Consider the following 24,862-nt stretch of genomic DNA (forward strand, 5'->3'; position numbering starts at 1 on the left):
CCTTTTGTTGGGTTCGCTGCAGTGCGGCATAGAATCATCTGGTTTACGTAAACGTCAATTCAACCAACTCTCTAGGAGCCGCAGCAATGAAGGTCTTGGTCCCTGTCAAGCGCGTGGTGGACTACAACGTGAAGGTCCGAGTGAAGTCGGACAACACGGGTGTGGACATCGCCAACGTGAAGATGAGCATGAACCCCTTTGACGAAATCGCCGTTGAAGAGGCCGTGCGCCTGAAAGAAAAAGGCCTGGTGACCGAAGTCATCGCAGTCTCCTGCGGCGTAGCCCAGTGCCAAGAAACCCTGCGCACGGCCATGGCGATTGGCGCAGACCGCGCCATCCTGGTCGAGACCGATGTCGAACTGCAACCCCTGGCCGTGGCCAAGCTGCTCAAGGCCCTGGTGGACAAAGAGCAACCCTCGCTCATCATCCTGGGCAAGCAAGCCATCGACGACGACGCCAACCAGACCGGCCAGATGCTGGCGGCCCTGGCGGACCTGCCCCAGGCCACCAACGCCAGCAAGGTCGAATTGGCTGCCGACAAAGTCAATGTGACCCGCGAAATCGACGGTGGCCTGGAAACCCTGGCCCTGAGCCTGCCCGCCGTCATCACCACCGACCTGCGCCTGAACGAACCCCGCTACGTCACCTTGCCCAACATCATGAAGGCCAAGAAAAAGCAGCTGGACACCGTCAAGCCCGAAGACCTCGGCGTGGACGTGGCGCCTCGCCTCAAGACCCTCAAAGTGACCGAGCCTGCCAAGCGCGGCGCAGGCGTGAAGGTGGCCGACGTGGCCGCCCTGGTCGAGAAACTCAAGAACGAAGCGAAGGTGATCTAAATGTCGGTACTCGTTATTGCTGAACACGACAACGCCAGCATCAAAGGCGCCACCCTGAACACCGTCACCGCAGCTGTGGCCTGCGGTGGCGACGTGCACGTGCTGGTGGCTGGCCACAACGCTGGCGCCGCTGCTGCTGCCGCTGGCCAGATCGCAGGCGTTGCCAAAGTCATTCACGCCGACGCAGCAAGCCTGGCCCACGGCCTGGCCGAGAACGTGGCAGCCCAGGTACTGGCCATCGCCAGCAACTACAGCCACATCCTGTTCCCCGCCACCGCTGGTGGCAAGAACGTGGCCCCCCGCGTGGCTGCCAAGCTCGACGTGGCGCAGATCAGCGACATCACCAAGGTGGTGAGCCAAGACACCTTCGAGCGCCCCATCTACGCAGGCAACGCCATTGCCACCGTGCAAAGCGCAGACAGCGTCAAAGTCATCACCGTGCGCACCACCGGCTTTGATGCCGCAGCTGCCACGGGTGGCAGCGCCGCTGTCGAAACCTCAGCAGCGACCGCCGATGCAGGCAAGAGCAGCTACGTGGGCAGCGAAATCGCCAAGAACGACCGCCCCGAACTCACCGCCGCCAAGATCATCGTCTCCGGTGGCCGTGCTCTGGGCAGTGCGGAAAAGTTCAACGAAGTCATCACCCCGCTGGCCGACAAGCTGGGCGCCGCCATCGGCGCCAGCCGCGCTGCAGTGGATGCGGGCTACGCACCGAACGACCTGCAAGTGGGCCAGACCGGCAAGATCGTGGCACCGCAGCTGTACATCGCGGCCGGCATCTCGGGTGCCATCCAGCACTTGGCGGGCATGAAGGATTCGAAGGTGATCGTGGCGATCAACAAGGACCCTGAGGCGCCGATCTTCAGCGTGGCCGACTATGGCCTGGAAGCCGACCTGTTCACGGCTGTGCCTGAATTGGTCAAGGCGCTGTAAAGCCCTGCGGCTTGCACAAAGGCATCGTTCGCGATGCCTTTTTTTTGACGAAATTTCGCTTTCCTGGAGACATTGATGAGCTACACCGCCCCCGTCAAGGACATGCTGTTCGACATTGAACACCTGGCCAATATCGAACAGATCGCACAGATTCCCGGCTTTGAAGACGCGGGCCTCGACACGGCCGCTGCCGTGCTGGAAGAGTGCGCCAAGTTCAACGAGGGCGTGCTGGCTCCACTGAACTTCGAAGGCGACAAGAACCCGTCGAGTTGGAAAGACGGGGTGGTCACCACCACCCCGGGATTCAAGGAGGCCTTCCGCCAGTACGGCGAGGGCGGCTGGCAAGGGTTGCAGCACCCGGCCGACTTCGGCGGTCAGGGCCTGCCCAAGACCATTGGCGCGGCCTGCATCGAGATGACCAACAGCGCCAACATGAGCTTCGCGCTGTGCCCGCTGCTCACCGACGGCGCCATCGAGGCGCTGCTCACGGCCGGCAGTGACGAGCTCAAGGCCACGTACCTCGAAAAGCTGGTCACGGGCGAGTGGACCGGCACCATGAACCTGACCGAACCCCAGGCGGGTTCGGACCTGGCCCTGGTGCGCTCGCGCGCCGAGCCGCAGCCGGATGGCAGCTACAAGGTGTTTGGCACCAAGATCTTCATCACCTACGGTGAACACGACATGGCCGCCAACATCGTGCACCTGGTGCTGGCGCGTGTGCAGGGTGCGCCCGAAGGTGTGAAGGGCATCAGCCTGTTCGTTGTGCCCAAGTTCATGGTCAACAAGGACGGCACGCTGGGCGCGCGCAACGATGCGCACTGCGTGAGCATCGAGCACAAGCTGGGCATCAAGGCATCGCCCACGGCCGTGCTGCAGTTTGGCGACAACGGGGGCGCTATCGGTTACCTGGTGGGCGAGGAAAACCGCGGCCTCGAATACATGTTCATCATGATGAACGCCGCGCGCTACGCCGTGGGCATGCAGGGCATCGCGATCTCCGAGCGTGCCTACCAGAAGGCCGTGCAGTACGCCAAGGACCGTGTGCAAAGCCGCCCCGTGGATGGCAGCATCAACGCCAGTGCGGCCATCATCCACCACCCCGACGTGAAGCGCATGCTCATGACCATGCGTGCCACCGTCGAGGGTTGCCGCGCCATGGCCACCGTGGCCGCTGCCGCGTTCGACGCAGCCCACCACCATCCGGATGCCGACACGCGCAAGCAGAACCAGGCGTTCTATGAGTTCATGGTGCCGCTGGTCAAGGGCTACAGCACCGAGACCAGCCTGGAAGTGACCAGCCTGGGCGTGCAGGTGCATGGCGGCATGGGCTTCATTGAAGAAACCGGCGCCGCGCAGTACTACCGCGACGCGAAGATCCTGACCATTTACGAAGGCACCACCGCCATCCAGGCCAACGACCTGGTGGGCCGCAAGACGGCACGCGATGGCGGGCAGGTGGCCAAGGGCATCGCCGCGCAGATCGAGAAGACAGAGGCCGACCTGCTGGCCAGCGGCACGCCCGCTGCACTGGCTGTGGCCAAGCGCCTGACGGCCGCGCGCAAGGCGCTGCTCGACGTGATCGACTTCGTGGCCGGTGGCACCAAGGCCCAGCCCAACGCCGTGTTTGCGGGCAGCGTGCCCTACCTGATGCTGGCGGGCAATGTGGTGGCGGGCTGGCAACTGGCGCGCAGCCTGCTGGTGGCCCAAGACCTGTTGCAAAAGGGACAGGACGAAGCCTTCATGCGCGCAAAAATCACCACGGCCCAGTTCTACGCTGACCACCTTCTGGTGAAGGCCCCCGGCCTGCGCGACAGCATTGTCGAAGGTGCCGCCAGCGTGACCGAGCTGGCATTGGAGGCGTTCTAACGCGTCCTGAAAGGGCAGCCCGCCCGTTGAGGAATGAAAAAAGAGTGAGACGAGGCCTGTGCAGGGTGCAGGCCTTTACTATAAAAATAATAGCTGCTAGCGCTTGTTGAATAAGCGCTAGAGGGCTATTTCAATCAAAACCTGTTTCTGGAAGTTGTTGCCATGTCCAAACTGCCCGCCGCGTTGCAAAACCTGTCGTTGCCCGTCATCGGATCGCCGCTGTTCATCATCAGCAACCCCAAGCTCGTCATTGAGCAGTGCAAGGCCGGTGTGGTCGGCTCCATGCCGTCACTCAATGCGCGCCCCGCCGAACTGCTCGATGAGTGGCTGGCCGAAATCACCGAGACGCTGGCCGCCTACAACAAGGCCCACCCCGACAAGCCCGCCGCGCCCTTTGCCATCAACCAGATCGTGCACAAGAGCAACGACCGCCTGGAGCACGACATGCAGGTGTGCGCCAAGTACAAGGTGCCGATCATCATCACCAGCCTGGGTGCGCGTGAGGATGTGAACCAGGCGGTGCACGCCTGGGGCGGCATCGTGCTGCACGACATCATCAACAACAAGTTCGCGCACAAGGCGATTGAAAAGGGCGCTGACGGCCTGATCGCCGTGGCGGCGGGTGCCGGTGGACACGCGGGCACCAAGAGCCCGTTCGCGCTGGTCCAGGAAATTCGCCAGTGGTTTGACGGCCCCTTGGCGCTCAGCGGCTCCATCGCCAGCGGCGGCGCGGTGCTGGCTGCGCAGGCCATGGGGGCCGACTTTGGCTACATCGGCTCGGCCTTCATTGCCACGCACGAGGCCCGTGCGGTGGATGCGTACAAGCAAGCCATTGTGGAGAGCAACTCCGACGACATCGTCTACAGCAACCTGTTCACGGGCGTGCACGGCAACTACTTGGCGCCCTCGATCCGCGCCGCAGGGCTGGACCCCGAAAACCTGCCCGAGTCCGACCCCAGCAAGATGAACTTTGGCGGTGGCGCCCAAAAGGCCTGGAAGGACATCTGGGGCTGCGGCCAGGGCATTGGCGCCATCAACGCCGTGACCAGCACGGCCGAGCTGGTGGCCAAGCTGCGCCGTGAGTACGAAGAAGCGCGGGCGCGCTTGAAGCTCTGATCGGCGCATGCAGTGCATACCGCTGGGCTTGGTCGCTCAGTGGTATGTTTGCTATTGAATGTATAGCTGCTAGCGCTTATTCAATAAGCGCCAGGGCTTGATTTGATTTAGTTTTTGGGGGCCGGGCTGTGGCGTTGGGCGGCACGCATCACAGCCCGTACGTCAGCTCCCGCGCCTTGCCCCAGAACACGCGGTACATGAAGATGGTGTAGATCACGATCACCGGCAGCGTGATCGCGACGCCAATGCCGATCACCGCCAATGACTCTGTGGCGCTGGCGGCTTCCCACACCGTGAGGCGGTCGATGACGATGTAGGGGTAGATGCTGTACGACAGCCCGAAGAAGGCCAGCACAAAAATCACCACCGTGGCCACAAACACCACCCAGCCATAGCCCGCTGCCACCACCCGCGGTGCGGCCAGCACATGCCGAATGGCGAAGAAGGCGGCCACGCACGCCAGCGGAATCGGCAGCAGTGCAAAAAAGCCGGGCAGGGCAAACCACTTGTTGAACACCGTGTGGCTCACCACAGGTGTGGCCAGCGAGATGCCCACTAGCGCAAAACCCATGGGCCACAGCACGCCCTGGCCCCAGCGCAAGGCCTTGCGCTGCAGTTCGCCCTCGGTCTTCATCACCAGCCAGCCCACGCCCAGCATGGCGTAGGCGGCGGGCAGCGTCAGCGCAATGCCCACGGCAAACAGGCGGCTCCACAGGTCGGTGTGAAAGCCGGTAACGTACGCCCCCAGCATCCAGCCTTGGGCCAGGGTGGTGATCAGGGAGCCCAGCGCGAACAGGTGGTTCCAGGCGGCCTTGTGTGCGTCGCGTGCCTTCATGCGAAAGTCAAACGCCACACCGCGCACGATCAGTCCGATCAGCATCACCGCCACGGGCAGGTACAGCGCCGACAACACCAGGCCGTGCGCCATCGGAAAGCACACCAGCAGCACGCCGACGCCCAGCACCAGCCAGGTCTCGTTGGCGTCCCAGAAGGGGCCGATGCTGGAGACCATCACATCCTTCTCGGCGTGCGTGGCCAGCGGCAGCAGCATGCCCACACCCAGGTCGTAGCCGTCCAAAATCACGTAGGCCAACAAGGCCAGGCCCATCACAGCCATGAAGATCAGGGGCAGGGCGGTGGCCCAGTTCAGTAGTTCCATCATGCGGGGCTCCTGCCGTTCAAACGGCTTGGGGTGTGGCGGGCGCCACGGCGGGGGCGGGCAGGGCGGCGTGTTCGGCCATGTGCTTGATGACGCCCACGTAGGCGGCCAGCAACAGCGCATACACCGTGAGGTAGGCCGCCAGCGTGCTGGCCACCATGCCACTGGGGTGGGGGGCCACGGCCTCGGCGGTTTTGAGCAGGCCGTAGACCAAGTAGGGCTGGCGCCCGATTTCCGTCACGTACCAGCCCGCCAGCGTGGCCACCCAGCCTGAGAACGTCATGCCCACCAGCGCCCACAGCAATTTGCGGGGCAGCACGCCAGCACTGTGCGCGCGGCTGCGCCACAAGGCCCACGCGGCAACCCAGGCCACGGCCAGCATCAGCAGGCCCACGCCCACCATCACCCGAAAGCCCCAGAACACGGGTGCCACGGGCGGGTGCGCACCCGCAAACTCGTTCAGCCCCTTCAGCTCGGCATCCGGGTCATGCGCCAGAACCAGGCTGGCTGCCTTGGGGATCTGCAGGGCGTAGTCGGTGCGGCCTTCTGCCTCGTTGGGCAGGCCAAACAGGGTCAGCGGCGCGCCTTTTTCGGTGTGCCAGATGCCTTCGATGGCGGCGATCTTGGCGGGCTGGTGCTCCAGCGTATTCAGGCCGTGCAGGTCGCCCATGAAGATTTGCAGTGGCATCGCCACGGACACCGCCACCACGGCCGTGCGCAAGGCTTGGCGGGTGCCAGGTGCGGCCGTGCCTTTGAGCAACTGCCAGGCGCTGACCCCCGCAATCAAGAAGCCTGCCGTGAGGCACGAGGCCAGCAGCTTGTGCCCCAGCCGGTAGGGGAAGGACGGGTTGAACACAATCGCCAGCCAGTCCACCGCATGGAATTTGCCGTCGATGATCTCGTAACCCACAGGGGTCTGCATCCACGAGTTCAGGCTCAAAATCCAGAACGCCGACAGCGTGGTGCCGAAGGCCACCAGCAGGGTGGCTGTCAGGTGCACGCGGTCAGACACACGGCCCCGACCAAACAGCATGATGCCCAGGAACGAGGCTTCCAGAAAAAATGCCGTCAACACCTCGTAGCCCAGCAGCGGCCCGGCGATGTTGCCCGCACGCTCCATGAAGCCAGGCCAGTTGGTGCCGAACTGAAAACTCATGGTGATGCCCGAGACCACGCCCATGGCGAACGTCAGCGCAAACACCTTGGTCCAGAAGTAATAGGCCTGCCCCCAACCAACGGCTGCTGGCGTGCCCCGCGTGGCCGCGTGGCGCAGCCGAAAGAACACCAGAAACCAGCACAGGGCAATGGTGATGGTGGGAAAGAGGATGTGAAAGCTGATGTTGGCTGCGAACTGGATGCGCGACAGCGTGAAGGTATCGAGCGCGTCCATGGCCTCAGCCCCCCTTGGCGTTGTCGCCCGCGCGGCCCTTGCCAGTCAGGCGGTCTTTGAACTCCAGCACCCGGGTCACCGCCGTGCCCATGCCCATCAGCTGCAGGGCGGTTTCGGGGGCCAGGCGCTGCACATCGTCAAACCAGGTCATCAGCCGGTCGATCAGCTCGTGCATCTCGCGCATGCGCTCCTGGGCATAGCGTTCTTCGTCCGAGGTGGGCTCTTCCAGCAACGCCATGCGCAGCATGGACAGCGTGGGCTCGATCTCGCGGCGGCGGCGCTCCTCGGCCAGTACGCGGAAGATTTCCCACACATCCTTGGGGGCCTCAAAGTATTCGCGCCGGTCCCCGGGCTGGTGGCTGAGCTTGACGAGCCGCCACGACTGCAGTTCCTTGAGGCCCATGCTTACGTTGGAGCGCGAGAACTCCAGGGTCTCGGCAATCTCGTCGGCATTGACGGGGCGCGGCGACAGGAAGATCAGCGCATACATCTGGCCCACGGTGCGGTTGATGCCCCAGCGGCTGCCCATCTCGCCGAAATGGGACACGAATTGGCGATTCAGAGGAGGGAGGTTTTTGACGTAGGTCATGGGAAGCGCATTGTGCTCCAAATTTATTGAATTTTCAGTAAATACTGAAAATTCAATAAATTGCCTGTTTCGTGATTTCGGGCGGTGCTTGCTCAGAGGTGATTTGCCTCTCAGCGCTGGGGTGAGGACGGCCTTGCCTTCACCGGTTTGGGCCGGGGCTGGCACGCTTTACATGGAAAGAGGACAATAGAGGGTTTTACATTTGCGCCTGCGAACCATTTCGCCAGCGCGCGTTGGTGAATCCCGTTCTCTGCATGTCTCAACACACCTCACGCCTGCCGCTGCTGGACACCGTCAAGGGTCTGGCCTGCGCAGCCATCGTTGCGCACCATCTGGCCTTTTATGGCCCCATGTCCGACATAGCCCAGCCCCTGGCGCCTGACCTGATGGCCTGGCTGTACGACTACGCGCGCATGGCGGTGCAAGTGTTCTTGGTGCTGGGCGGCTACCTGGCTGCCTCCAGCCTGGCGCCCGAGGGTGTGGCCCGCTTCGGCCAGGTGGGCCAGCAACTGAGCAAGCGCTTTGTGCGCCTGGTGGTGCCGTATGTGGTGGCGTTGTTGGTGACTGTGCTGATCAGTGCGCTGGTGCGTCCCTGGATGGAGCACCCCTCCGTGCCCGGCGACCCGAGCCTGGCCCAGTTGGTCACCCATGCGCTGCTGCTGCACAGTCTGGTAGACCATGAATCCCTGTCGGCCGGAGTCTGGTACGTGGCGATCGACTTTCAGCTCTTTGCCCTCAGCCTGCTGATCTTTGCTGCAGTGCGGGCGTTGCCATCAGCCATGGCCAAGCAGCGCGCAGCCTTGCTGGGCCAGGCCGTGGTGGTGGCCGGTGTGGCGGCTTCGCTCTGGGGCTTTAACCGCGACGCGCAGTGGGATGTGTGGGCGGTTTACTTCTTTGGTGCCTATGGCCTGGGCATGATGGCCTTTTGGGCGAGCCGCGCTCCGCAGGCCACGGGCTGGGTGCTGGCGATGGCCGTGCTGGGCGGTGTGGGTTTGGCGTTGGAATTCAGGGCGCGCATCGCGCTGGCGCTGGCAACGGCCTTGCTCATGGTGTGGGCCATGCGTACCCCTGCGGTGCGGCAGTGGCGTGGGGTCTCGCCGCTGGTGCGCCTGGGGCAAATGTCCTACTCCGTGTTCCTCATCCACTTTGCCGTGTGCCTGCTCGTCAATGCCGTGGTCAGCAGCCTGTGGCCCGCATCGCCGTGGGTCAATGCCTTGGGCATGCTGCTGGCGTTTTCGCTGGCCATGGTGGCAGGGCAATGGCTGTACCGCACCGTGGAGCAGCGTACCCCCACATTGCCCACCATGCTGCGCTGGCAGGCGAGCCTGGTGGCCGCAGGGGTGCTGGTGCAGTTGGGCAGCAACTGGGGTTGATACCTGGCGGTGCGCCCGCGTGTTGACGCAGGGGCGCAGCCCACAGGCTTGCCAGCTTTGCCGCGAAGCCCTGCGGGTCCGTCTCCGGTGTTCAGCGATGCAGCTCGCCCGCGCTTTCGGGCTGGTACACGATGCGTTTGACCTGCACCGTCATGGCCTTTCCGCCAGGGCCGGGCCAGGCCAGCTCATCCCCCACTGACAAGCCCAGCAAGGCGCTGCCCACAGGCGCCAGGATGGAGAGCTTGTCTGCGCTGCCATCGAGGTCACGCGGGTACACCAGGGTCAGGCAAAACGACTTGCCTGTTTCCACGATGCTGAACTCCACGGTGGAATTCATGGTGACCACGTTGGGTGGAATCTCTTCGGGCGCCACCACGTCCGCCCGATCCAGCTCTGCCTGCAGGTCTGCCTTGCCCGGGAACACACTGGAAGGCATGGCGGCCAGCAGGGCTTCAATGCGGTCGAGGTCGAGAGAGGACAGAACGATCTGGGGCTTGCGTGCCATGGCAGTACCTTAGAACCTGTTCAAAATCTTTTTGGAGATTGCATTGGAGTGCAATCGGGATGAGTGGATGCTTCGGGTGCGCAGCATGGGCTCGTGCCCATGCAAGCAGCCGGGGCGTCCAATCGCCCGATTTCACTCCAACCCTTCGGGCAAGTGGCTGGCCGGGCGGTCTGCGGCGTTGCATCGCTTGCCAATAGCACGGGCTATTGGCTGCGCGCTGCGCCTAGCACCCCATCCCGGTCAGACACTTGTGCAACTCCAAAAAGACTTTGAACAGGTTCTTATATGTTTGGTTGAAAGCGCGGGACTGTAGCCCACAGGGCAATCTCGCACTGGCCCGCAGGGCCATACCACCATGCCGCTGCCTTACCGTTGTTGCACGCGAAGCGGAGAAGGGTGCGCAGCGCCATTGCAGCGCTGCGTCCATGCTTCGCAGGGCTTATCGCACCTGGCTGCTGTAATTCACCGGCACCCACACCCAGCCGCTGCCGGCCTGGCGCAGCCGGCCCATGCCCGGAAAGCTGAAGTGGCTCACCGCCACCAGGCTGCCATCTTGGGCCAGTGCTTCAAACAGCCGTGCGCGGCTGGCGGCGGCCTGGGGCTCGTCGGTGTCAAAGGCAATGGTCACTTCCGGGGACTGCAACTGCACCGACGCCACGTGGATCAGATCGCCCACCAGCACCAGGCGCTGTCCCTGGCTTTCCACGGCGTAGGCCGTGTGTCCTTCGGTGTGACCGTGGGCGGACAGGGCTCGAATGCCTGGCACCACCTCGCTGTCAGGGGCAAACGCGGCGAACCGGCCAGCCTTGACGTAGGGCTGCAGCGATGCCACCGCCCCTGCAAAAAAGCCCTTGGCCTCGGCAGGGGCCGCGTTGGCTTTGGCGGGGTCCAGCCAGAAGTCGGCATCGGCTTTTTCGGCATGCACGGTGGCGTTGGGGAACACGCTTCGGCCTTTGGCTGCCAAGCCACCCACGTGGTCGGGGTGCATGTGGGTGATGAGGATGTCATCCACCTGCTCGGGCCGGTACCCTGCCGCGCGAATCTGCGCCGCCAGCTTGCCCAGCGTGGGGCCAAACAAGGTGCCCGCGCCAGCATCCACCAGCACCAGGCGCTTGCCGGTGTTCAGCAGCCAGGCGTTGACCGAGGTCTCCAGTGGCGCGTGCTGAAAGTGCTGTGCCAGGCCCTCTGCGACGCGCCCCGCGGGGGCGTGCAGCAGTTGGTCTACGGGCAATTCCACGGTGCCATCGCTCAGCGCGGTCACCTCTATTTGGCCCACCATCATGCGGTACCAGCCGGGGGCCTGCACCTTGTGCTGTGGGGCTGCGGCCACGGCCACCTGGGGCAGTGTGGCGGTGGCGATGAAGGCGCCGCCCAGGGCCAGTGCGGTGGCCAAGGTGGTGGCGCGGGCCAAGCGCAGGGGCATGCGCTTGGAGGTCGCCCAGGTGGGCAGAGAGCGCAAAACGGACAAAGCGGTGGTGGTGGATTTCGAAGTCATCGGGTGCTTTCTGGCGGCATGGGCCGCAGTGAAATGGATGGATGGGCGGATGGGTTGAGAGACGAGGCGCTATTGTTATTCTTTGCGTTTTTTGGAACAATAGGTTTGATTGCAAACCTACGTTGCGAATTTTGCAAAGAACGGCTGCGTGCACAACCCCCTCAAATGCCCCGGGGTTTGCTGAAGACCTCTGGGCCCTGACTTCGCTACCGGCGCAACCACCCATGCTCGATTTTTTGGAAACCTTTCTCGCTGTGGCCGCCGCCGGTTCGTTCTCGTTGGTGGCCCGCAGGCAAAACGTGGCGGTGTCCTCCATCACCCGCAAGATTGATGCGCTGGAGTCAGAGATGGGCTCGCGGCTGTTTCACCGCAGCTCGCGGCGGCTGGTGCTGACCGATGCGGGCGAGCAATTTGTTCCCCGTGCCCGCAATGTGATTGCCGAGCTGGCCGAGGCCAAAGAGGCCATCCTGGCGCAGGACGCCGGGCCGCGCGGCTTGCTGTCGGTGACGGCGCCCACGGTGTTTGGCAGGCAGCATGTGCTCAGTGCTGTGGCCAGCTTTTTGCACCGCTACCCCGACATTGAGGTGGACCTGCACCTGACCGACCAGATCGTCGACCTGACGGAGCAGCGCATGGACGTGGCGGTGCGCATTGGCCTGCTGCCCGACAGTGACCTGTACGCCACGCAACTGGCGCAGGTGCGGCTGGTCACCTGCGCCAGCCCTGCCTACCTGGCCCACGCGGGCCGACCTGCCAGCGTGGCCGATTTGCTCAGCCACCAGTGCATCACTGGCGCAACCCCTGCGGCGCAAGGCATTGCCTGGCGTTACCCCGGCGTCAACCGCAATCAGCCGTTGCCGGTGCAAGGGCGGTTTCGGTCCGACGACAAAGACGCCATGCTGCAAGCAGCCCTCAAAGGCCTGGGGGTGCTGCACATCGCCACCTGGGTGGTGTGCAACCACCTGCGATCGGGGGAGCTGGTGGCACTGTTCCCACAACAGGAGCGCACCGCACCGGCGCTGCCAGACATGCCATGCATCCACGCAGTGCGCTTGCCCGGCCGCAGCCATGCCACCAAGGCGCGGCTGTTCATGGATCACCTGCGCGCCGAGATCGGTGCCGAGCCGTGGTGGGACCGTTTGCTGCACGAGCCTGCTGTCAGCGGGGCTGCGGCCTGACACGGCTGGGCCATGGGTCTACCCATGGTTTTCAAATAACTGTATATTTATACAGTTATGAAAAGCCCTCCAGCACCCTCTGAATCTGCCGACTTCGCAGCGCCGGAGGAAATCCGCATTCCTGTGCAAGCCATTCGGGGGCGGGGCGCTGCATCGGCCCCGCCACACCGGTTTGCGCGCGATGTGCGCGAGGCCGTGGACGATGGCTGGGGCAACGTGGCCAGCCCGCAGGTGCAGGGGTTGCAGGCCCATACGGGGGGCGAGGAGGGCGGGATGGCATCAACCTCTGCATGGGACGACGAAGGCGAAGGCGGCGCACCAGCCCTGGCCACCCGCGTGCACCTGGAGACAGCCCGCAGCGCTTTGTGTGCCAACGATTCGCCCGACATCTTTTTTGAACTCTCGGTGAATCCCTACCGGGGCTGCGAGCATGGGTGTGTCTACTGTTACGCCCGGCCCACGCACAGCTACCTCAACTTCTCTCCGGGGCTCGACTTTGAAACGCAGATCGTGGCCAAGCACAACATTGCGCAGGTACTGCGCCAAGAGCTGGCCCAGCCCCGCTATGTGCCGCGTTTGCTCAACATCGGCTCGGCCACCGATTGCTACCAGCCCGTGGAGCGTGAGCTGCGCCTGACCCGCAGCGTGATCGAAGTGATGCGCGATGCGTGCCACCCGTTCTCGCTCATCACCAAATCGAGCGGGGTGGAGCGCGACCTGGACCTGCTCGCCCCCTTGGCCGCGCAGCGCCTGGCAGCGGTGTACGTCACCATCACCACGCTCGATGGCGACCTGGCCCGCCGCATGGAACCACGCGCTGCGGCGCCCCACCGGCGGCTGCGCACCATCCGCACCCTGGCCGAGGCGGGGGTGCCCGTGGGCGTGAGCGTGGCGCCGCAAATTCCGTTCATTACCGAAGACATGGAGCAGGTGCTCGAAGCCGCCCGCGATGCCGGTGCCACCAGCGCCTTCTACACCGTGCTGCGCTTGCCGTGGGAGCTGGATGCGCTGTTTCGCGAATGGCTGCAGGTGCATTACCCGCAGCGTGCGGCCCGTGTCATGGCCCGTGTGCAAGACCTGCACAACCTGTCGGATGCGCAGCGCAGCGCGGGCAAAACCTATGAAGCCGACTTTGCCACCCGCATGAAGGGCACTGGCCTGTGGGCCGACCTGGTGCGCCAGCGCTTTGCCACGACCTGTCGCCGCCTGGGCTTGAACCGTGAGCGCGAGGGGCTGGACTTAGGCCAGTTCAGGCCTGGGTTGCTGCGAGGACAAGGCAGCTTGTTTTGACGCACAGGGTGCTGACGTGGTGGCGCTGCGCAATGCACCATGCCAGTGATTGCATGCGCGCTTTGGTGAGCTTTGGCCTCACCTTGGTGCCTTTCTCACAATCTGCGCAGCAGGCCCCTGAAAACGCAATTCGCTGCTGCGCCAGCCCCTTGGTTCAGTGCCATGGCAAGGGCGCGCTCTCCTAAGCTTGGCATCTGATTTAGCCCCCGCTGCAGCCAGCCTGCAGCGCCCCCAATGCTGACTTGAGGAAACCCCCATGGCCCTGCGTGATTTCAAAGTGCTGACGTTTGATGTGGTTGGAACCCTGATCGACTTTGAGGGCGGCATGCTCGCCTACCTGCGCCAGGCCGTGCCTGGCAGCGATGTGACCGATGAGCAGTTTCTGGCCGCTTACCGCGCTGCCCGCAAAAGCCCCGACACCGACTGGTACCCCAACGACCTGGTGCGCTGCTGGCATGTGGTCGCCCCCCAGCTGGGCCTGCCCGACAGCGATGCGCTGGCCCAGGGCTTTCGCGACTCGGTCGCGCAGTGGCCCGCCTTCCCCGATTCCATCGAAGCGCTGGCCCGGCTGCGCAAGCACTTCAAGCTGGTCACCATGACCAATGCCCAGACCTGGGCGCTGCAGCACTTCCAGAAGACGCTGGGCTCACCCTTTGACCTGCTGCTGGCTTGCGACGACGCCCTGTGCGAAAAGCCCGATGCCCGTTACTTTGCCTATGCCCGTGGCCGCTTTGAAGGCGCCTGGGGCTACAAGCAGGCCGACAACCTGCACGTGGCGCAAAGCCAGTACCACGACATTGGCATTTCCAAAAAGCTGGGTATCACCACCTGCTGGATCGAGCGCCGCCACGGCCTGGCCAGCTCCGGCGGCACCATCGAGTCCGAGCACACCGTGCCCGACTACCACTTCCACACCCTGGCCCAGTTGGCCGACGCGGTGGACGCAGGCCAATGAGCCAGGTGTTGAACGCGGCCACCCTGGCCGCCGTGACCGCGCCTGTGCAGGACCTGCTGCCCGATCTGGTCGCGCTGCGGCAAGACCTGCATGCCCACCCCGAGTTGGCTTACGAGGAGCGCCGCACCGCAGGCATCGTGGCGCAATCCCTGCGCCTGCTGGGCTTGCAGGTGACCGAGGGCGTGGGCGGCACCGGCGTGGTGGGCACCCTGCAATGCGGCGGCGGTGCAGGGCAGGGCCCCAGCGTAGGCTTGCGGGCCGATATGGATGCGCTGCCCATGGTGGAGCTGGGCCAGCGCAGCTATGCCAGCCGCCACGCGGGCAAGCACCACGGCTGCGGGCACGACGGGCACACCAGCATGCTCATTGGCACCGCCCGCCAGCTGGTTCGCACCCACCAGGCGCTGGGTTTGCGCGGCACGGTGCACTTCATCTTTCAGCCCGCGGAGGAAGGACAGGCCGGTGCGGCCCGCATGATCGAAGACGGGCTGTTTGAGCGCTTTGCGTGCGGCAGCGTCTACGCCCTGCACAACTGGCCAGACCTGCCCCTGGGGCATGCGCAAACGCGCCCCGGCCCCATCATGGCGGCGGCCGACCGGTTTGACATCACCGTGCGCGGCAAGGGCGGTCACGCGGCCCAGCCCCAGCACACCCCCGATGCCATCCTGGCTGCAAGCCAGCTGGTGGCGCAGCTCAATACCATCGTCTCCCGGCGCATCGACCCGAGTGAATCAGCCGTGCTGTCGGTCACCCGCATCGAAGGCGGCCACAGCCACAACGTGCTGCCGGCCGAGGTGCAGATCACCGGCACCGTGCGCAGCTTTGATGTCACGGCGCAAGACCGCATCGAAGCCGCCCTGCGCGCCACCTGCCAAGGCATGGCCCTGGCCAGCGGTACCGAGGTGCTGGTGAACTACCAGCGCTACTACCCAGCCACCTTGAACACCGCAGCGCAGGCGGCCCTGGCTTTGGACGCAGCCCAGACCGTGGGCCTGCAAGCCCAGGTGGCGCCCCGCGCCGCGTTCACGTCCGAAGACTTTGCCTTCATGCTGCAGCGCAAGCCCGGTGCTTACCTGTGGCTGGGCCAGGGCCGTGCAGACCCAGGCCCCGAGGGAGAACGGGCCTTGCACCACCCGTGCTATGACTTCAACGACGACGCGCTGCCTTTGGGCGTGCGCTGGTTTTGCGAAATCGCCGCCCGCGCGCTGGCTGCGCCTGGGCCCCGCTAAGGGCGCATCACATCCTTGCTACGGGGGCGCCACGCCCCCGCTTCCTCTCTCCATTTCAGAACCGTCCCATGCGTATCACTGTCCTCAAAAACACCGCCACCCTGACGGACCTGCAGCCCCAGGGGGGGCCGGCACGCCCTATCACCCAGCCGCCTTGCGCCTTCAGCGGCATGGATGTGGATTTGGCTGGCGCAGCCCCGCACCAGACCGGCATCTGGGAATGCACCCCTGGCAAGTTCGAGCGCGTGCTGCCCAACGCCGAGGTCATGCACATCCTCACGGGTGCCTGCATCTTCACCCCCACCGGGGGCGAGCCGCTGCACATCCAGGCGGGCGATACGCTGTTCTTCCCGGCCGACACCACGGGGGTGTGGCACATCACCGAAACCCTGCGCAAGGTCTTTTTTATCGTGGCGCAGTGAGGGCAGTGACCGCCTGCGCCTTCGGTGGGCGCTGCTGTAGAAATCTATCGGGCTTGAAATCGGGCTTGAAATGAAATAAGGCTCTTCTAGCGAATGCTAGTGATGAGTCTTTAACAGGCGCGCTGCGCCCCCATCTCCTGAGCATGACGCACCAGCGTCTGCCCCAGGAGAAGGCCATGCGACAGCAACAGATGACGCGCTTGATCCACAGCCTGCCCCAGCTGACGCACCACCAGCGCCAGCAACTGGCTAGCCGCCTGCAGGCGCTGATGGATCGCAGCCAAGCCAGTGCCCTCATTGAGGCGCACGCCATCGATGGCCGGGCTTGCCCCCACTGCGCCAGCTCCCGGCTCGTCAAGAACGGCTCGGCCAATGGGCTGCAACGCTTCAAGTGCCGACAGTGCAAGCGCACCTTCAACGCCCTGACGGGTACGCCGCTTGCGCGGCTGCATCTGCGGGATAAATGGATGGGCCAGGCACAGGCCCTGGGCGAAGGGCTCTCACTGAACCAAACAGCCCAGCGATTGGGTGTGGCGCAAAGTACCGCCTTTCGCTGGCGCCACCGCTTCCTGGCCTGTCCCAAGAATCTGCAGGCACGCCAACTTCTGGGCATTGCCGAGGCAGATGAGTCCTACTTCCTGGTCTCCTGCAAGGGACACAGGGGGTTACTGCGCCGTCCTCGCAGACGTGGTGGAAAGGCGCTTGCGGGCTGCAAGGGCTCGGAGTACACCCCGGTGCTGATGGCGCGAGACCGAGCTGGAGCAACGGCAAACTTCATCTTGCAAACAAACCAAGCGGTGAGTGTGCAAGCGGTGCTCAAGCCCTTGCTGGCGCCAGACGCCATCCTGTGCACCGATGGCAGCGTCACGCTGGCCAGCGCTGCGCGGGCTCTGGGAGTGCAGCACCAAGCGGTGAACGTGAGCAAAGGCCAACGGGTAAGGGGGCCCTGGCATGTGCAGAACGTCAATGCCTATGTCAGCAGGCTGCGAGGGTGGCTGCAACGATTCAAGGGTATTGCGACGAAGTACCTTGATTCGTATTTGGGGTGGTTCAGGCTGTTGGACCGATCAGGCCCCAAGGGGCTGCAGCCCGCGCTGGTGCTGGACGCCGCCATGGGAAATTAAAACGTCACTAGCATTCGCTAGAAGAGCCTGAAATAAGCCACCAGGGCTTATTAAATAAGCGCTGGCAGCTATATTTTTGGTAGCGTTGTGCGAATGCCCGATGGGGCAGGGCACACTGCATTGCTGGGGGCTCAGCCTTGTGCTCGGTCGCGCATGCCGTCCACCGCCAAGCCCGGCGCATGAGGGCGCTGGGCCTGCTGCGGTCAATGCCCCCCAGCGATGGCAAGCCGTGGTTCGTGGAGTCCCATCAAGCCGCCCGCATGGCTCTCCAGCTTGAAGGCGCGAACGGCCTCAATCAGTTGCTTGGACTGCGTCTCCAGGCTTTGTGCAGCGGCGGCACTCTCTTCCACCAAGGCCGCGTTTTGCTGCGTTGTCAGGTCCAGCTGGCTGACCGCCTGCCCGATTTGGGACACCCCAGAGCTTTGCTCGCTGCTGGCCGAGCTGATCTCCCCGACCACCTCCGACACGCGTTGAATCGCGCCCACCACTGCCGCCATGGTCTGGCCTGCCTGGTCCACCAGACTGGTCCCGGTGGCCACTTTTTCCACGCTTTCATGGATCAGTGATTTGATCTCCTTGGCTGCGCTGGCACTGCGCTGTGCCAAGTTGCGAACCTCAGAGGCCACTACCGCAAAACCCCGCCCTTGTTCGCCAGCACGCGCCGCCTCTACGGCCGCATTCAGCGCCAGGATGTTGGTCTGGAAGGCAATGCCATCGATCACGCCAATGATGTCGGAGATCTTGCGCGAGCTTTCGTTGATGCCTTTCATCGTTTCGACCACCTTGGTCACGGCCTCGCCCCCTTGGGTCGCTACCTTCGATGCATCCAGTGCAAGGTGGTCTGCCATCTTGGAGTTCTCGGCATTGTTGCGAATGGTGGCCGTGAACTGCTCCATGGTGGCTGCTGTTTGCTGCAAGGCGCTGGCCTGCTCTTCGGTGCGCTGGCTCAGGTCGGAATTGCCCATCGAAATTTCGGTGGCGCCAGTGGAGATGGAGTCAGACGCCCCACGCACCTTGACCACGATGTTGGACAGGTTCTTTTGCATCGTGCCCAAAGACTCCAGCACGCTGCCAGGGGAGGCGGTGTTGGCGCCAGGGATGTTGGTCAAATCGCCTTCAGCCACTTTGTGCGCTGCATCGCTCAGGGCGCTGGGCTCTGCACCCAGCGCGCGCATCACGCTGCGAGTGATTGCCAGGCCGCACACCAAGGCCAGCGCCATGGCGATCAGGGCAAACCCGATCAATACGTTGCGATGGGCCTCGAAGTCTGTCTCTGACTCCGCAATCATCTGCTTGGTGGTGGCGTCCACCATGGCCTGGTAGCGACGGACGTCAGTGACCAGGGCTGCAAGCAAAGGGCGGCATTCGTCGTTGATCTTGGTGATCGCCTCGTCCCGTTGGTCACGCAACGCCAAGTCCACGATGCGCAAGGCCACGGGGCCATAGACCTTTTCTGTCTTTTCGATGGCCTCGAACTGCGCTTTCTCGTTGGATGGCACATTCGGTTTGCCCAACGCCGCCCGGAGCTGGTCCAGCCGCGACTGCACGTCTTCATGGGCCTTCGTTACCGCCAGTTTCTCCACATCGCGCTCGGCGGGCTTGGTCGCCAGCACCAGGTTGCGCGCGGCGATCGCCCGGCGGTCTACCGCAGTTTGAACCCCCCGCACCAACTCGGCGCGAGCACTGATGCCCGTGACAAAGTCGTGGAACTCCTGCTTCTCGTCGCTCAAGTCTTTGAGGGACAGACCCGATACGAACAGGATCAGCAGCACCATCAGGCCGAAGGCAAGGCCCAGTTTTGCCTTCATGGTCATGGATTGGAGGTTCATTTTTGCACCTGATTAAATTGATACAAACGATATTTTTGCTTCTTTGCCCAGATGTGTCAAATTTTTTTGCAATATTTAGGCTGAAAACTCCATCTTTTTAAGATTCCCTTCAGATTGGAGGGTACGGCGTTGTGGTGATTTTTGCTAGATGGGCGCTAGAGCGTGTTATGAACTTTGCTGCGTGAGCACGGAGCAAAGGGTAGAGTTTGCAGATGCCCCGCAAGCCTTACCCGACAGACGTTAGCGATGAAGAATGGAGCTTCGCTGCGCCCTACCTGACCTTGATGAATCAGCACGCGCCCCAGCGCGAGCATGATCTGCGCGAAGTCTTCAACTCGCTGCGCTGGCTGGTGCGCGCAGGAGCGCCCTGGCGGATGCTGCCCAACGATCTGCCGCCGTGGGAGGCGGTCTACCAGCAAAGCAGGCGTTGGCTTGACGCGGGCTGCTTCGAGGCGATGGTGTCGGATCTGCGCTCCATCATCCGCGTGGCACAGGGTCGCCAGGGCCAGCCCAGCGCAGTAGTGATGGATGGGCGCACGCTGCAATCGAGTTGCGAGAGCGGTCCACGTGCAGGCTACGACGGCTACAAACGCAAGCGCGGCAGCAAGGTGCACATGGCCGTGGACACGCTGGGCCACTTGCTGGCAGTGCATGTCACGCCTGCACACGAACAGGAACGTGCGCAGGTGCAGCGCCTGTGCGAAGACGTACAGCAGGCCACGGGCCACACGGTACAACTGGCCTGGGCAGACCAAGGCTACACGGGTGAAGCGGCATCCAAAGCGGCGCAGGACAACGGCATCGACCTGCACATCGTGAAGCTGCCCGAGGCAAAGAAAGGCTTTGTACTGCTGCCGCGCCGCTGGGTGGTGGAGAGAAGCTTCGGCTGGCTGGCGAGGTTCCGCAGGCTCTCCCGGGACTACGAGCGACTGCCCGAAGTGCTCGGCGGGCTGCATTTCCTGGTGTTTGCGGTGCTCATGTTGCCCGCTGCCGCACGGGTGCTGGCTGCAGCGGGAAGTTCATAACACGCTCTAGGGGGGGCGACATCTCCGTTGGGCTTTCGAAGGTGCTCGGCCGCGCACCAAGCTCGGCGTGTGGCTCGTTATCCCCTGCGTTGTGGCTTCCGTTTGGCGGCCAGCGCGGCTGTGGCGAGTTCTTTCGGGGACAGCACATAGTCCGGGCATTCAAGCAGCCGGGCGATGGCCAGGTCGATGAATGCCCGCACGCGCTTGGGCTGCGCCGTGCGGTTGCCGTAGTAGATGTGCATGCCAAGGTGCGCACTCAGGTGGGGAAGCAGCACGGGCACCAACCGACCAGCGCGGATGTGCTGGGCCGCATAGAAGTTCGCAAGCTGTCCGATGACCTGGCCGCTCAGCACGGCCAGCAGCTCCAATTCGGAATCGTTGGAGGCAAACGCCGGTGACATCTGCCGGTGCTCCACCTTCCCGTCGACGTTCAGATACCACGGTGAAACCCTTCCCGTCGTTGGGTGGCGATACACGCTGCACCGGTGGGCAACCAGCTCATCCAGCGAGCCTGGGACCCCATGCGCCGCAAGGTAGCTGGGCGCCGCACAGACGATCATCTGGATGGGAAACAGGGAGCGCCCAATGACGCCCTCGTTGGGCGACACACCAATTCTGAAGCCCACGTCCACGCGGTCCTGCACCCAGTTGCCAATGCCATCGTCTAGCTGGATTTCAGGCTGGATGCCCGGATAGGCCGTGCAGAACTCGTCCAGCAGCGGCATCAACAGGGGCGCAAATGAAGACTTGGGGCCGACGATGCGCAAAGGCCCTGCAATGCTCTCCTGGCCCTGCCGGGCCGATGCGAGCGCCCTGTCCAGCGCTGCCAATGCGGGCTGCGTGTTTTCAAGCAGGTTCTTGCCTTCTTCCGTCAGGGCCAGGTTGCGTGTGGTGCGGTGCAGCAGTCGCACCCCAAGGTGCTGCTCCAGCTGTGCAATCGTCTGGCTGGCGGCCTGCGGCGTCACGCCCTGGGCAAGGGCCGCCTGCCGAATGCTCCCCAGCTCTACCGCTTTGGCAAAGGTGGAGATGGCTTTGAATTCATTGATGGGCATGGCACGTAGGAAAGGGATGTTTTTGGGGAGGATGGCCCGTATCAGTATCAACTTTTCATTGCGACTGGTGCAAGCTTTGTGTGGCTAGTAGCTTGCTGGTGATTTGCCTAAAGTGCGGGCCAAGGGCGATGGCCTGCGCCGCTAAAGCGCCGCAGCAGCGGCCTCTTTGAGCAGGTTCTTAGCCGCCGTGCCGCGTCGCCCGGATCTCCATCACCGTCAGGACAACCTGGACACAAACCATGCCCATGAAACACAAGGCTTTGGCGACCACCTTGGTCGCCGCGATGGTCGGCATTGCGGGGGCGGATGCCGCTGCCGCCGACTACAAAAAGAACCCATTCACTTTGGTGTACGAGGGCGCGATTGCCCGCAATGAGCCCGGCAAGGTGCAGATCCACCCCGTGCGCTACCAGCTCAATGGCCTGGACATTGCCGCCAACGTCTACACGCCCGCGAACTACGACCCCACCAAGGCTTACCCCGCCTTGGTGGTTGCGCACCCCAATGGCGGTGTGAAAGAGCAGGTGGCCGGGCTGTATGCGCAGCGCATGGCAGAGCAGGGCTACATCACCATCGCCGCAGATGCCGCCTACCAAGGCGCCAGCGGCGGGATGCCGCGCAGCGTGGACAAGCCGTCCAACCGCATCGAGGACATTCACGGTATGGCGGATTTCATCGGTCGCTACGCTGGCGTGGACGCGGCGCGCCTGGGCTTGCTGGGTTTGTGCGGTGGCGGTGGCTACTCACTGGCAGCGGCGCAGACCGACAAGCGATTCAAGTCGCTGGCGACGGTGAGCATGTTCAACAGCGGTCGGGTCCGCCGCAACGGCTATGTGGATTCGCAGCTCCACACGATCGGGGCGCGGCTGCAACAGGCCTCTGCGGCTCGGGCCCAAGAGGCTGCAGGAGGCGAGGTCTTGTACTCCGGCGATGCGAATCTGACGGACGAGCAGATCGCCCAGCTGCCGTTTGATCTTTACCGCCAAGGCTATGCGTATTACTGGAAGACGCACGCCCATCCCAACTCCACCTTCAAATACACCACCAGCAGCCTGATTGACCTGGTGCGCTTCGATGCCACGGACCACATCGAGCTGATCGAGCAGCCCCTGCTGATGATTGCCGGCAGCAAGGCCGACAGCCTGTACATGAGCCAGGACGCCATCGTCAAAGCCAAGGGCACCCGGGACAAAGAGCTGTTCACCATCGAGGGGGCCACCCACATCGAGACGTACTGGGTCCCTCGGTATGTGGACGCCGCCATTGGCAAGCTGGCCGCGTTCTACGCCCGCACACTTTAGGAGGATGCCCATGCACGAGAGCCACACGCGCCACAAGCACCACATGCTCCACCAGCGCGAACTGGGCCGGTCTGGTCTGCAGGTCTCGGCACTGGGCCTGGGCTGCATGGGGTTGAGCCACGGTTATGGCCCAGCCACGGACCGCAGCGAGGCCATTGCACTCATTCGTGCAGCGGTGGAGCGGGGGGTGACCTTCTTTGACACCGCTGAGGTCTATGGCCCATTCCTCAACGAGGACCTGCTCGGCGAGGCCTTGGCCCCCGTGCGCGACGAGGCCGTCATCGCGACCAAGTTCGGTTTCACCTTTGGCGACGACGGCAAGCAGCAAATCCTCAACAGCCGGCCGCAGCACATTCGCGAGGCGGTCGAGGGCTCGCTCCAACGCCTGCGCACCGAGGTGATTGATCTGCTGTACCAGCACCGTGTGGACCCCGAGGTGCCCATTGAGGATGTGGCAGGCACCGTGAAGGACCTGATCGCTGAGGGCAAGGTGCTGCATTTCGGCCTGTCCGAGGCGGGTGCGCAGACCATCCGGCGGGCCCATGCCGTGCAGCCTGTGGCCGCAGTGCAAAGCGAATACTCCCTGTGGTGGCGCGAACCTGAAGAGGCCATCCTGCCCACCCTGGAGGAGCTGGGCATCGGCTTTGTGCCGTTCAGCCCTTTGGGCAAGGGCTTTCTCACGGGGGCCATCGACCACAGCACGCACTTCGGCCAAGACGACTTCCGCAGCGTGGTTCCGCGTTTCAGCGCCCAGGCTCGGCAGGCAAACCAAGCGCTGGTAGATGCCTTGGGCGCCATCGCAAAGACCAAGGGGGCGACGCCCGCCCAGGTGGCCCTGGCGTGGTTGCTGGCGCAAAAGCCGTGGATCGTTCCGATTCCTGGCACCACCAAGCTGCACCGCCTGGACGAAAACCTGGGTGCGGTTGATATGGCATTGAGCACTGCAGAGCGGGCCTCGATTGACCAAGTGTTGAATCAGGTGCCCATCCAGGGGGACCGCTACCCCGCTGCGCTGCAGGCGCGCGTGGGGCGCTGAGGCGCTTTGGTTCATCCCACACAAGCCATCCCGCGCGACCTTGGCACACGGTCATCCCACACGGTCGTCGCACGCGGCCATCCCACTCATCCCCCACTAGGAACTTCACAATGAAACCATTCACGGTCGCTGCGCTCGCACTTTCGATGCTGGACGTTGCTGGTGCAGCAGAGTCCGAGTTGCTCATCTCCCGCGCCGCATCGCGTCAGGTGCAGGCGGCGTCGGCGCAGAACTTCACCGGCAGCGTCAAAGTCGAGATGCTTCTCACGCCCACCGATGCCTCGCATCGCACGTCCGCTGGCAGCGTGACCTTTGCGCCGGGCGCACGCACCGCGTGGCACACCCATCCACTCGGGCAGACGCTGATCGTTACCTCGGGGGTGGGGCGCGTGCAGCGCCAGGATGGCCCGGTGCAGGAAATCCGGGTGGGTGATGTGGTGCACATTCCCGCGCACACGCGCCACTGGCATGGCGCAGCACCGGACAGCGCCATGGCGCACGTCGCCATTCAGGAGGCACTGGATGGCAAGACCGCAGACTGGTTTGAACAGGTCAGCGAAGCGGTCTATCAAGCTCCACCCGCAGTGGCCGCTGCACCCCAAGCCGCTGCCGCTCAGCCATCGCGTGCCCAGCAACTGCTGGGGGACATAGCGCCCAAACTGGCCCAGTTGACCGATGACGTGCTCTTTGGAGATGTCTGGGCCCGGCCAGGCCTTTCGCCGCGAGACCGAAGCCTGGTCACCGTCAGCGCGCTCATTGCGATGAATCGCCCCGACCAGCTTCGCTCGCACATGGCCTTGGCGCGCCGCAACGGGGTGACCGAAGCAGAACTGGTCGAGGCGGTGACGCAGCTGGCGTTTTATGCCGGATGGCCCAACGCGGTGACGGCGGTGGGCGTGGCGCGTGACGTTTTCAAGAATGATCCCCAATGATGGGAATGCGTTGTGCCTGCACGAAACCAATCTCCCGACTTGGCGTCACGATGCCCCGCGTTGGCAGCGGCTTTGATCAGGGTCTCAGCCCCAGGCCGCGATAGCGATGTACTTTGGGTGCAGGCCAGGCGGCATACCGATGGAGCGATCGGCCCATTGAAGCGTGAAGTACCAGAGGACAGCGCATGAGCGAAACGAGTCAGCGCTGGACGGCGCGGATTTATATG

General features: G+C 63.8%; 22 protein-coding genes. 15 read left to right on the top strand and 7 right to left on the bottom strand.

All coding sequences use genetic code 11. The features are described 5' to 3' along the window. The first annotated feature begins 86 nt into the window (after positions 1 to 86). The 4 genes from CLU88_RS01735 (at position 87) to CLU88_RS01750 (ending at position 4,751) form a co-directional block, all read left to right on the top strand. Positions 87 to 836 carry an electron transfer flavoprotein subunit beta/FixA family protein gene (locus CLU88_RS01735; protein WP_099655119.1) on the top strand — a complete coding sequence of 250 codons (750 nt, stop codon included), beginning with the start codon at positions 87 to 89 and terminating at the stop codon, positions 834 to 836. After that, positions 837 to 1,769, top strand: coding sequence for an electron transfer flavoprotein subunit alpha/FixB family protein (locus CLU88_RS01740; protein ID WP_099655120.1), 933 nt, complete (start codon positions 837 to 839; stop codon positions 1,767 to 1,769). A gap of 75 nt (positions 1,770 to 1,844) precedes the next feature. Next, positions 1,845 to 3,635, top strand: a complete 1,791-nt coding sequence (locus tag CLU88_RS01745) for an acyl-CoA dehydrogenase (RefSeq protein WP_099655121.1) — start codon at positions 1,845 to 1,847, stop codon at positions 3,633 to 3,635. Between the two features lie 162 nt (positions 3,636 to 3,797). Next, complete coding sequence (locus tag CLU88_RS01750; RefSeq protein ID WP_099655122.1) at positions 3,798 to 4,751, top strand: nitronate monooxygenase family protein; 954 nt, start codon at positions 3,798 to 3,800, stop codon at positions 4,749 to 4,751. A 148-nt stretch (positions 4,752 to 4,899) separates the two neighbouring features. On the opposite strand, the gene CLU88_RS01755 is transcribed toward CLU88_RS01750, so the two are convergent. The 3 genes from CLU88_RS01755 to CLU88_RS01765 are packed head-to-tail and all read right to left on the bottom strand — an operon-like array spanning position 4,900 to position 7,889. Further along, on the bottom strand, positions 4,900 to 5,910 hold the full coding sequence (locus CLU88_RS01755) for a cytochrome d ubiquinol oxidase subunit II (RefSeq protein ID WP_099658567.1): 1,011 nt from the start codon (positions 5,908 to 5,910) through the stop codon (positions 4,900 to 4,902). Positions 5,911 to 5,929: 19 nt separating this feature from the next. Further along, positions 5,930 to 7,300, bottom strand: coding sequence for a cytochrome ubiquinol oxidase subunit I (locus CLU88_RS01760; protein ID WP_099655123.1), 1,371 nt, complete (start codon positions 7,298 to 7,300; stop codon positions 5,930 to 5,932). A gap of 4 nt (positions 7,301 to 7,304) precedes the next feature. Further along, positions 7,305 to 7,889, bottom strand: coding sequence for a GbsR/MarR family transcriptional regulator (locus tag CLU88_RS01765; protein ID WP_099658568.1), 585 nt, complete (start codon positions 7,887 to 7,889; stop codon positions 7,305 to 7,307). 254 nt (positions 7,890 to 8,143) lie between these two features. Between CLU88_RS01765 and CLU88_RS01770 the strand changes: the two genes are divergently transcribed. Continuing rightward, complete coding sequence (locus CLU88_RS01770) at positions 8,144 to 9,262, top strand: acyltransferase (protein WP_099655124.1); 1,119 nt, start codon at positions 8,144 to 8,146, stop codon at positions 9,260 to 9,262. A gap of 91 nt (positions 9,263 to 9,353) precedes the next feature. On the opposite strand, the gene rnk is transcribed toward CLU88_RS01770, so the two are convergent. Further along, positions 9,354 to 9,767 (bottom strand): nucleoside diphosphate kinase regulator, encoded by a 414-nt coding sequence (rnk, locus tag CLU88_RS01775; protein ID WP_099655125.1) that lies wholly within the window; start codon positions 9,765 to 9,767, stop codon positions 9,354 to 9,356. Between the two features lie 439 nt (positions 9,768 to 10,206). Then, positions 10,207 to 11,190: an MBL fold metallo-hydrolase gene (locus CLU88_RS01785; RefSeq protein ID WP_099658569.1), complete on the bottom strand. Its 984-nt coding sequence runs from the start codon at positions 11,188 to 11,190 to the stop codon at positions 10,207 to 10,209. Between the two features lie 296 nt (positions 11,191 to 11,486). Between CLU88_RS01785 and CLU88_RS01790 the strand changes: the two genes are divergently transcribed. The 6 genes from CLU88_RS01790 (at position 11,487) to CLU88_RS01815 (ending at position 17,460) form a co-directional block, all read left to right on the top strand. Then, positions 11,487 to 12,440: a LysR family transcriptional regulator gene (locus CLU88_RS01790; RefSeq protein WP_099655126.1), complete on the top strand. Its 954-nt coding sequence runs from the start codon at positions 11,487 to 11,489 to the stop codon at positions 12,438 to 12,440. Between the two features lie 57 nt (positions 12,441 to 12,497). Beyond that, entirely contained in the window at positions 12,498 to 13,730 is a 1,233-nt protein-coding gene (locus tag CLU88_RS01795; protein WP_099655127.1) for a PA0069 family radical SAM protein, read from the top strand. A gap of 256 nt (positions 13,731 to 13,986) precedes the next feature. Beyond that, positions 13,987 to 14,685, top strand: a complete 699-nt coding sequence (locus CLU88_RS01800) for an HAD-IA family hydrolase (protein WP_099655128.1) — start codon at positions 13,987 to 13,989, stop codon at positions 14,683 to 14,685. After that, positions 14,682 to 15,914 carry an amidohydrolase gene (locus tag CLU88_RS01805; protein ID WP_099655129.1) on the top strand — a complete coding sequence of 411 codons (1,233 nt, stop codon included), beginning with the start codon at positions 14,682 to 14,684 and terminating at the stop codon, positions 15,912 to 15,914. Before CLU88_RS01800 ends, CLU88_RS01805 begins: the two co-directional genes overlap by 4 nt. A 68-nt stretch (positions 15,915 to 15,982) precedes the next feature. Next, on the top strand, positions 15,983 to 16,336 hold the full coding sequence (locus tag CLU88_RS01810; protein WP_099655130.1) for a cupin domain-containing protein: 354 nt from the start codon (positions 15,983 to 15,985) through the stop codon (positions 16,334 to 16,336). Between the two features lie 176 nt (positions 16,337 to 16,512). Then, positions 16,513 to 17,460: an IS1595 family transposase gene (locus tag CLU88_RS01815; protein ID WP_099658570.1), complete on the top strand. Its 948-nt coding sequence runs from the start codon at positions 16,513 to 16,515 to the stop codon at positions 17,458 to 17,460. A 203-nt stretch (positions 17,461 to 17,663) separates the two neighbouring features. Here CLU88_RS01815 and CLU88_RS23440 read toward each other — a convergent pair whose 3' ends face one another. Continuing rightward, a complete protein-coding gene (locus CLU88_RS23440) occupies positions 17,664 to 19,289 on the bottom strand; it encodes a methyl-accepting chemotaxis protein (RefSeq protein WP_199173398.1) in 1,626 nt (541 codons plus the stop codon). A 212-nt stretch (positions 19,290 to 19,501) separates the two neighbouring features. On the opposite strand from CLU88_RS23440, the gene CLU88_RS01825 reads away from it, so the two are divergent. After that, positions 19,502 to 20,314, top strand: a complete 813-nt coding sequence (locus tag CLU88_RS01825) for an IS5 family transposase (RefSeq protein ID WP_099655131.1) — start codon at positions 19,502 to 19,504, stop codon at positions 20,312 to 20,314. A 77-nt stretch (positions 20,315 to 20,391) separates the two neighbouring features. On the opposite strand, the gene CLU88_RS01830 is transcribed toward CLU88_RS01825, so the two are convergent. Then, positions 20,392 to 21,366 carry a LysR family transcriptional regulator gene (locus tag CLU88_RS01830; RefSeq protein ID WP_099655132.1) on the bottom strand — a complete coding sequence of 325 codons (975 nt, stop codon included), beginning with the start codon at positions 21,364 to 21,366 and terminating at the stop codon, positions 20,392 to 20,394. 284 nt (positions 21,367 to 21,650) lie between these two features. Between CLU88_RS01830 and CLU88_RS01835 the strand changes: the two genes are divergently transcribed. From CLU88_RS01835 to CLU88_RS01845, 3 genes are all read left to right on the top strand, one after another. Beyond that, on the top strand, positions 21,651 to 22,667 hold the full coding sequence (locus CLU88_RS01835; RefSeq protein ID WP_233195200.1) for an alpha/beta hydrolase: 1,017 nt from the start codon (positions 21,651 to 21,653) through the stop codon (positions 22,665 to 22,667). Between the two features lie 10 nt (positions 22,668 to 22,677). Next, a complete protein-coding gene (locus CLU88_RS01840; protein WP_233205346.1) occupies positions 22,678 to 23,703 on the top strand; it encodes an aldo/keto reductase in 1,026 nt (341 codons plus the stop codon). A 110-nt stretch (positions 23,704 to 23,813) separates the two neighbouring features. Next, entirely contained in the window at positions 23,814 to 24,635 is an 822-nt protein-coding gene (locus CLU88_RS01845) for a carboxymuconolactone decarboxylase family protein (RefSeq protein WP_099655134.1), read from the top strand. Positions 24,636 to 24,862 lie beyond the last annotated feature (227 nt).

Origin of the sequence: Acidovorax sp. 56 (genome assembly GCF_002749705.1) — a bacterium.
GTDB lineage: Bacteria > Pseudomonadota > Gammaproteobacteria > Burkholderiales > Burkholderiaceae_C > Acidovorax.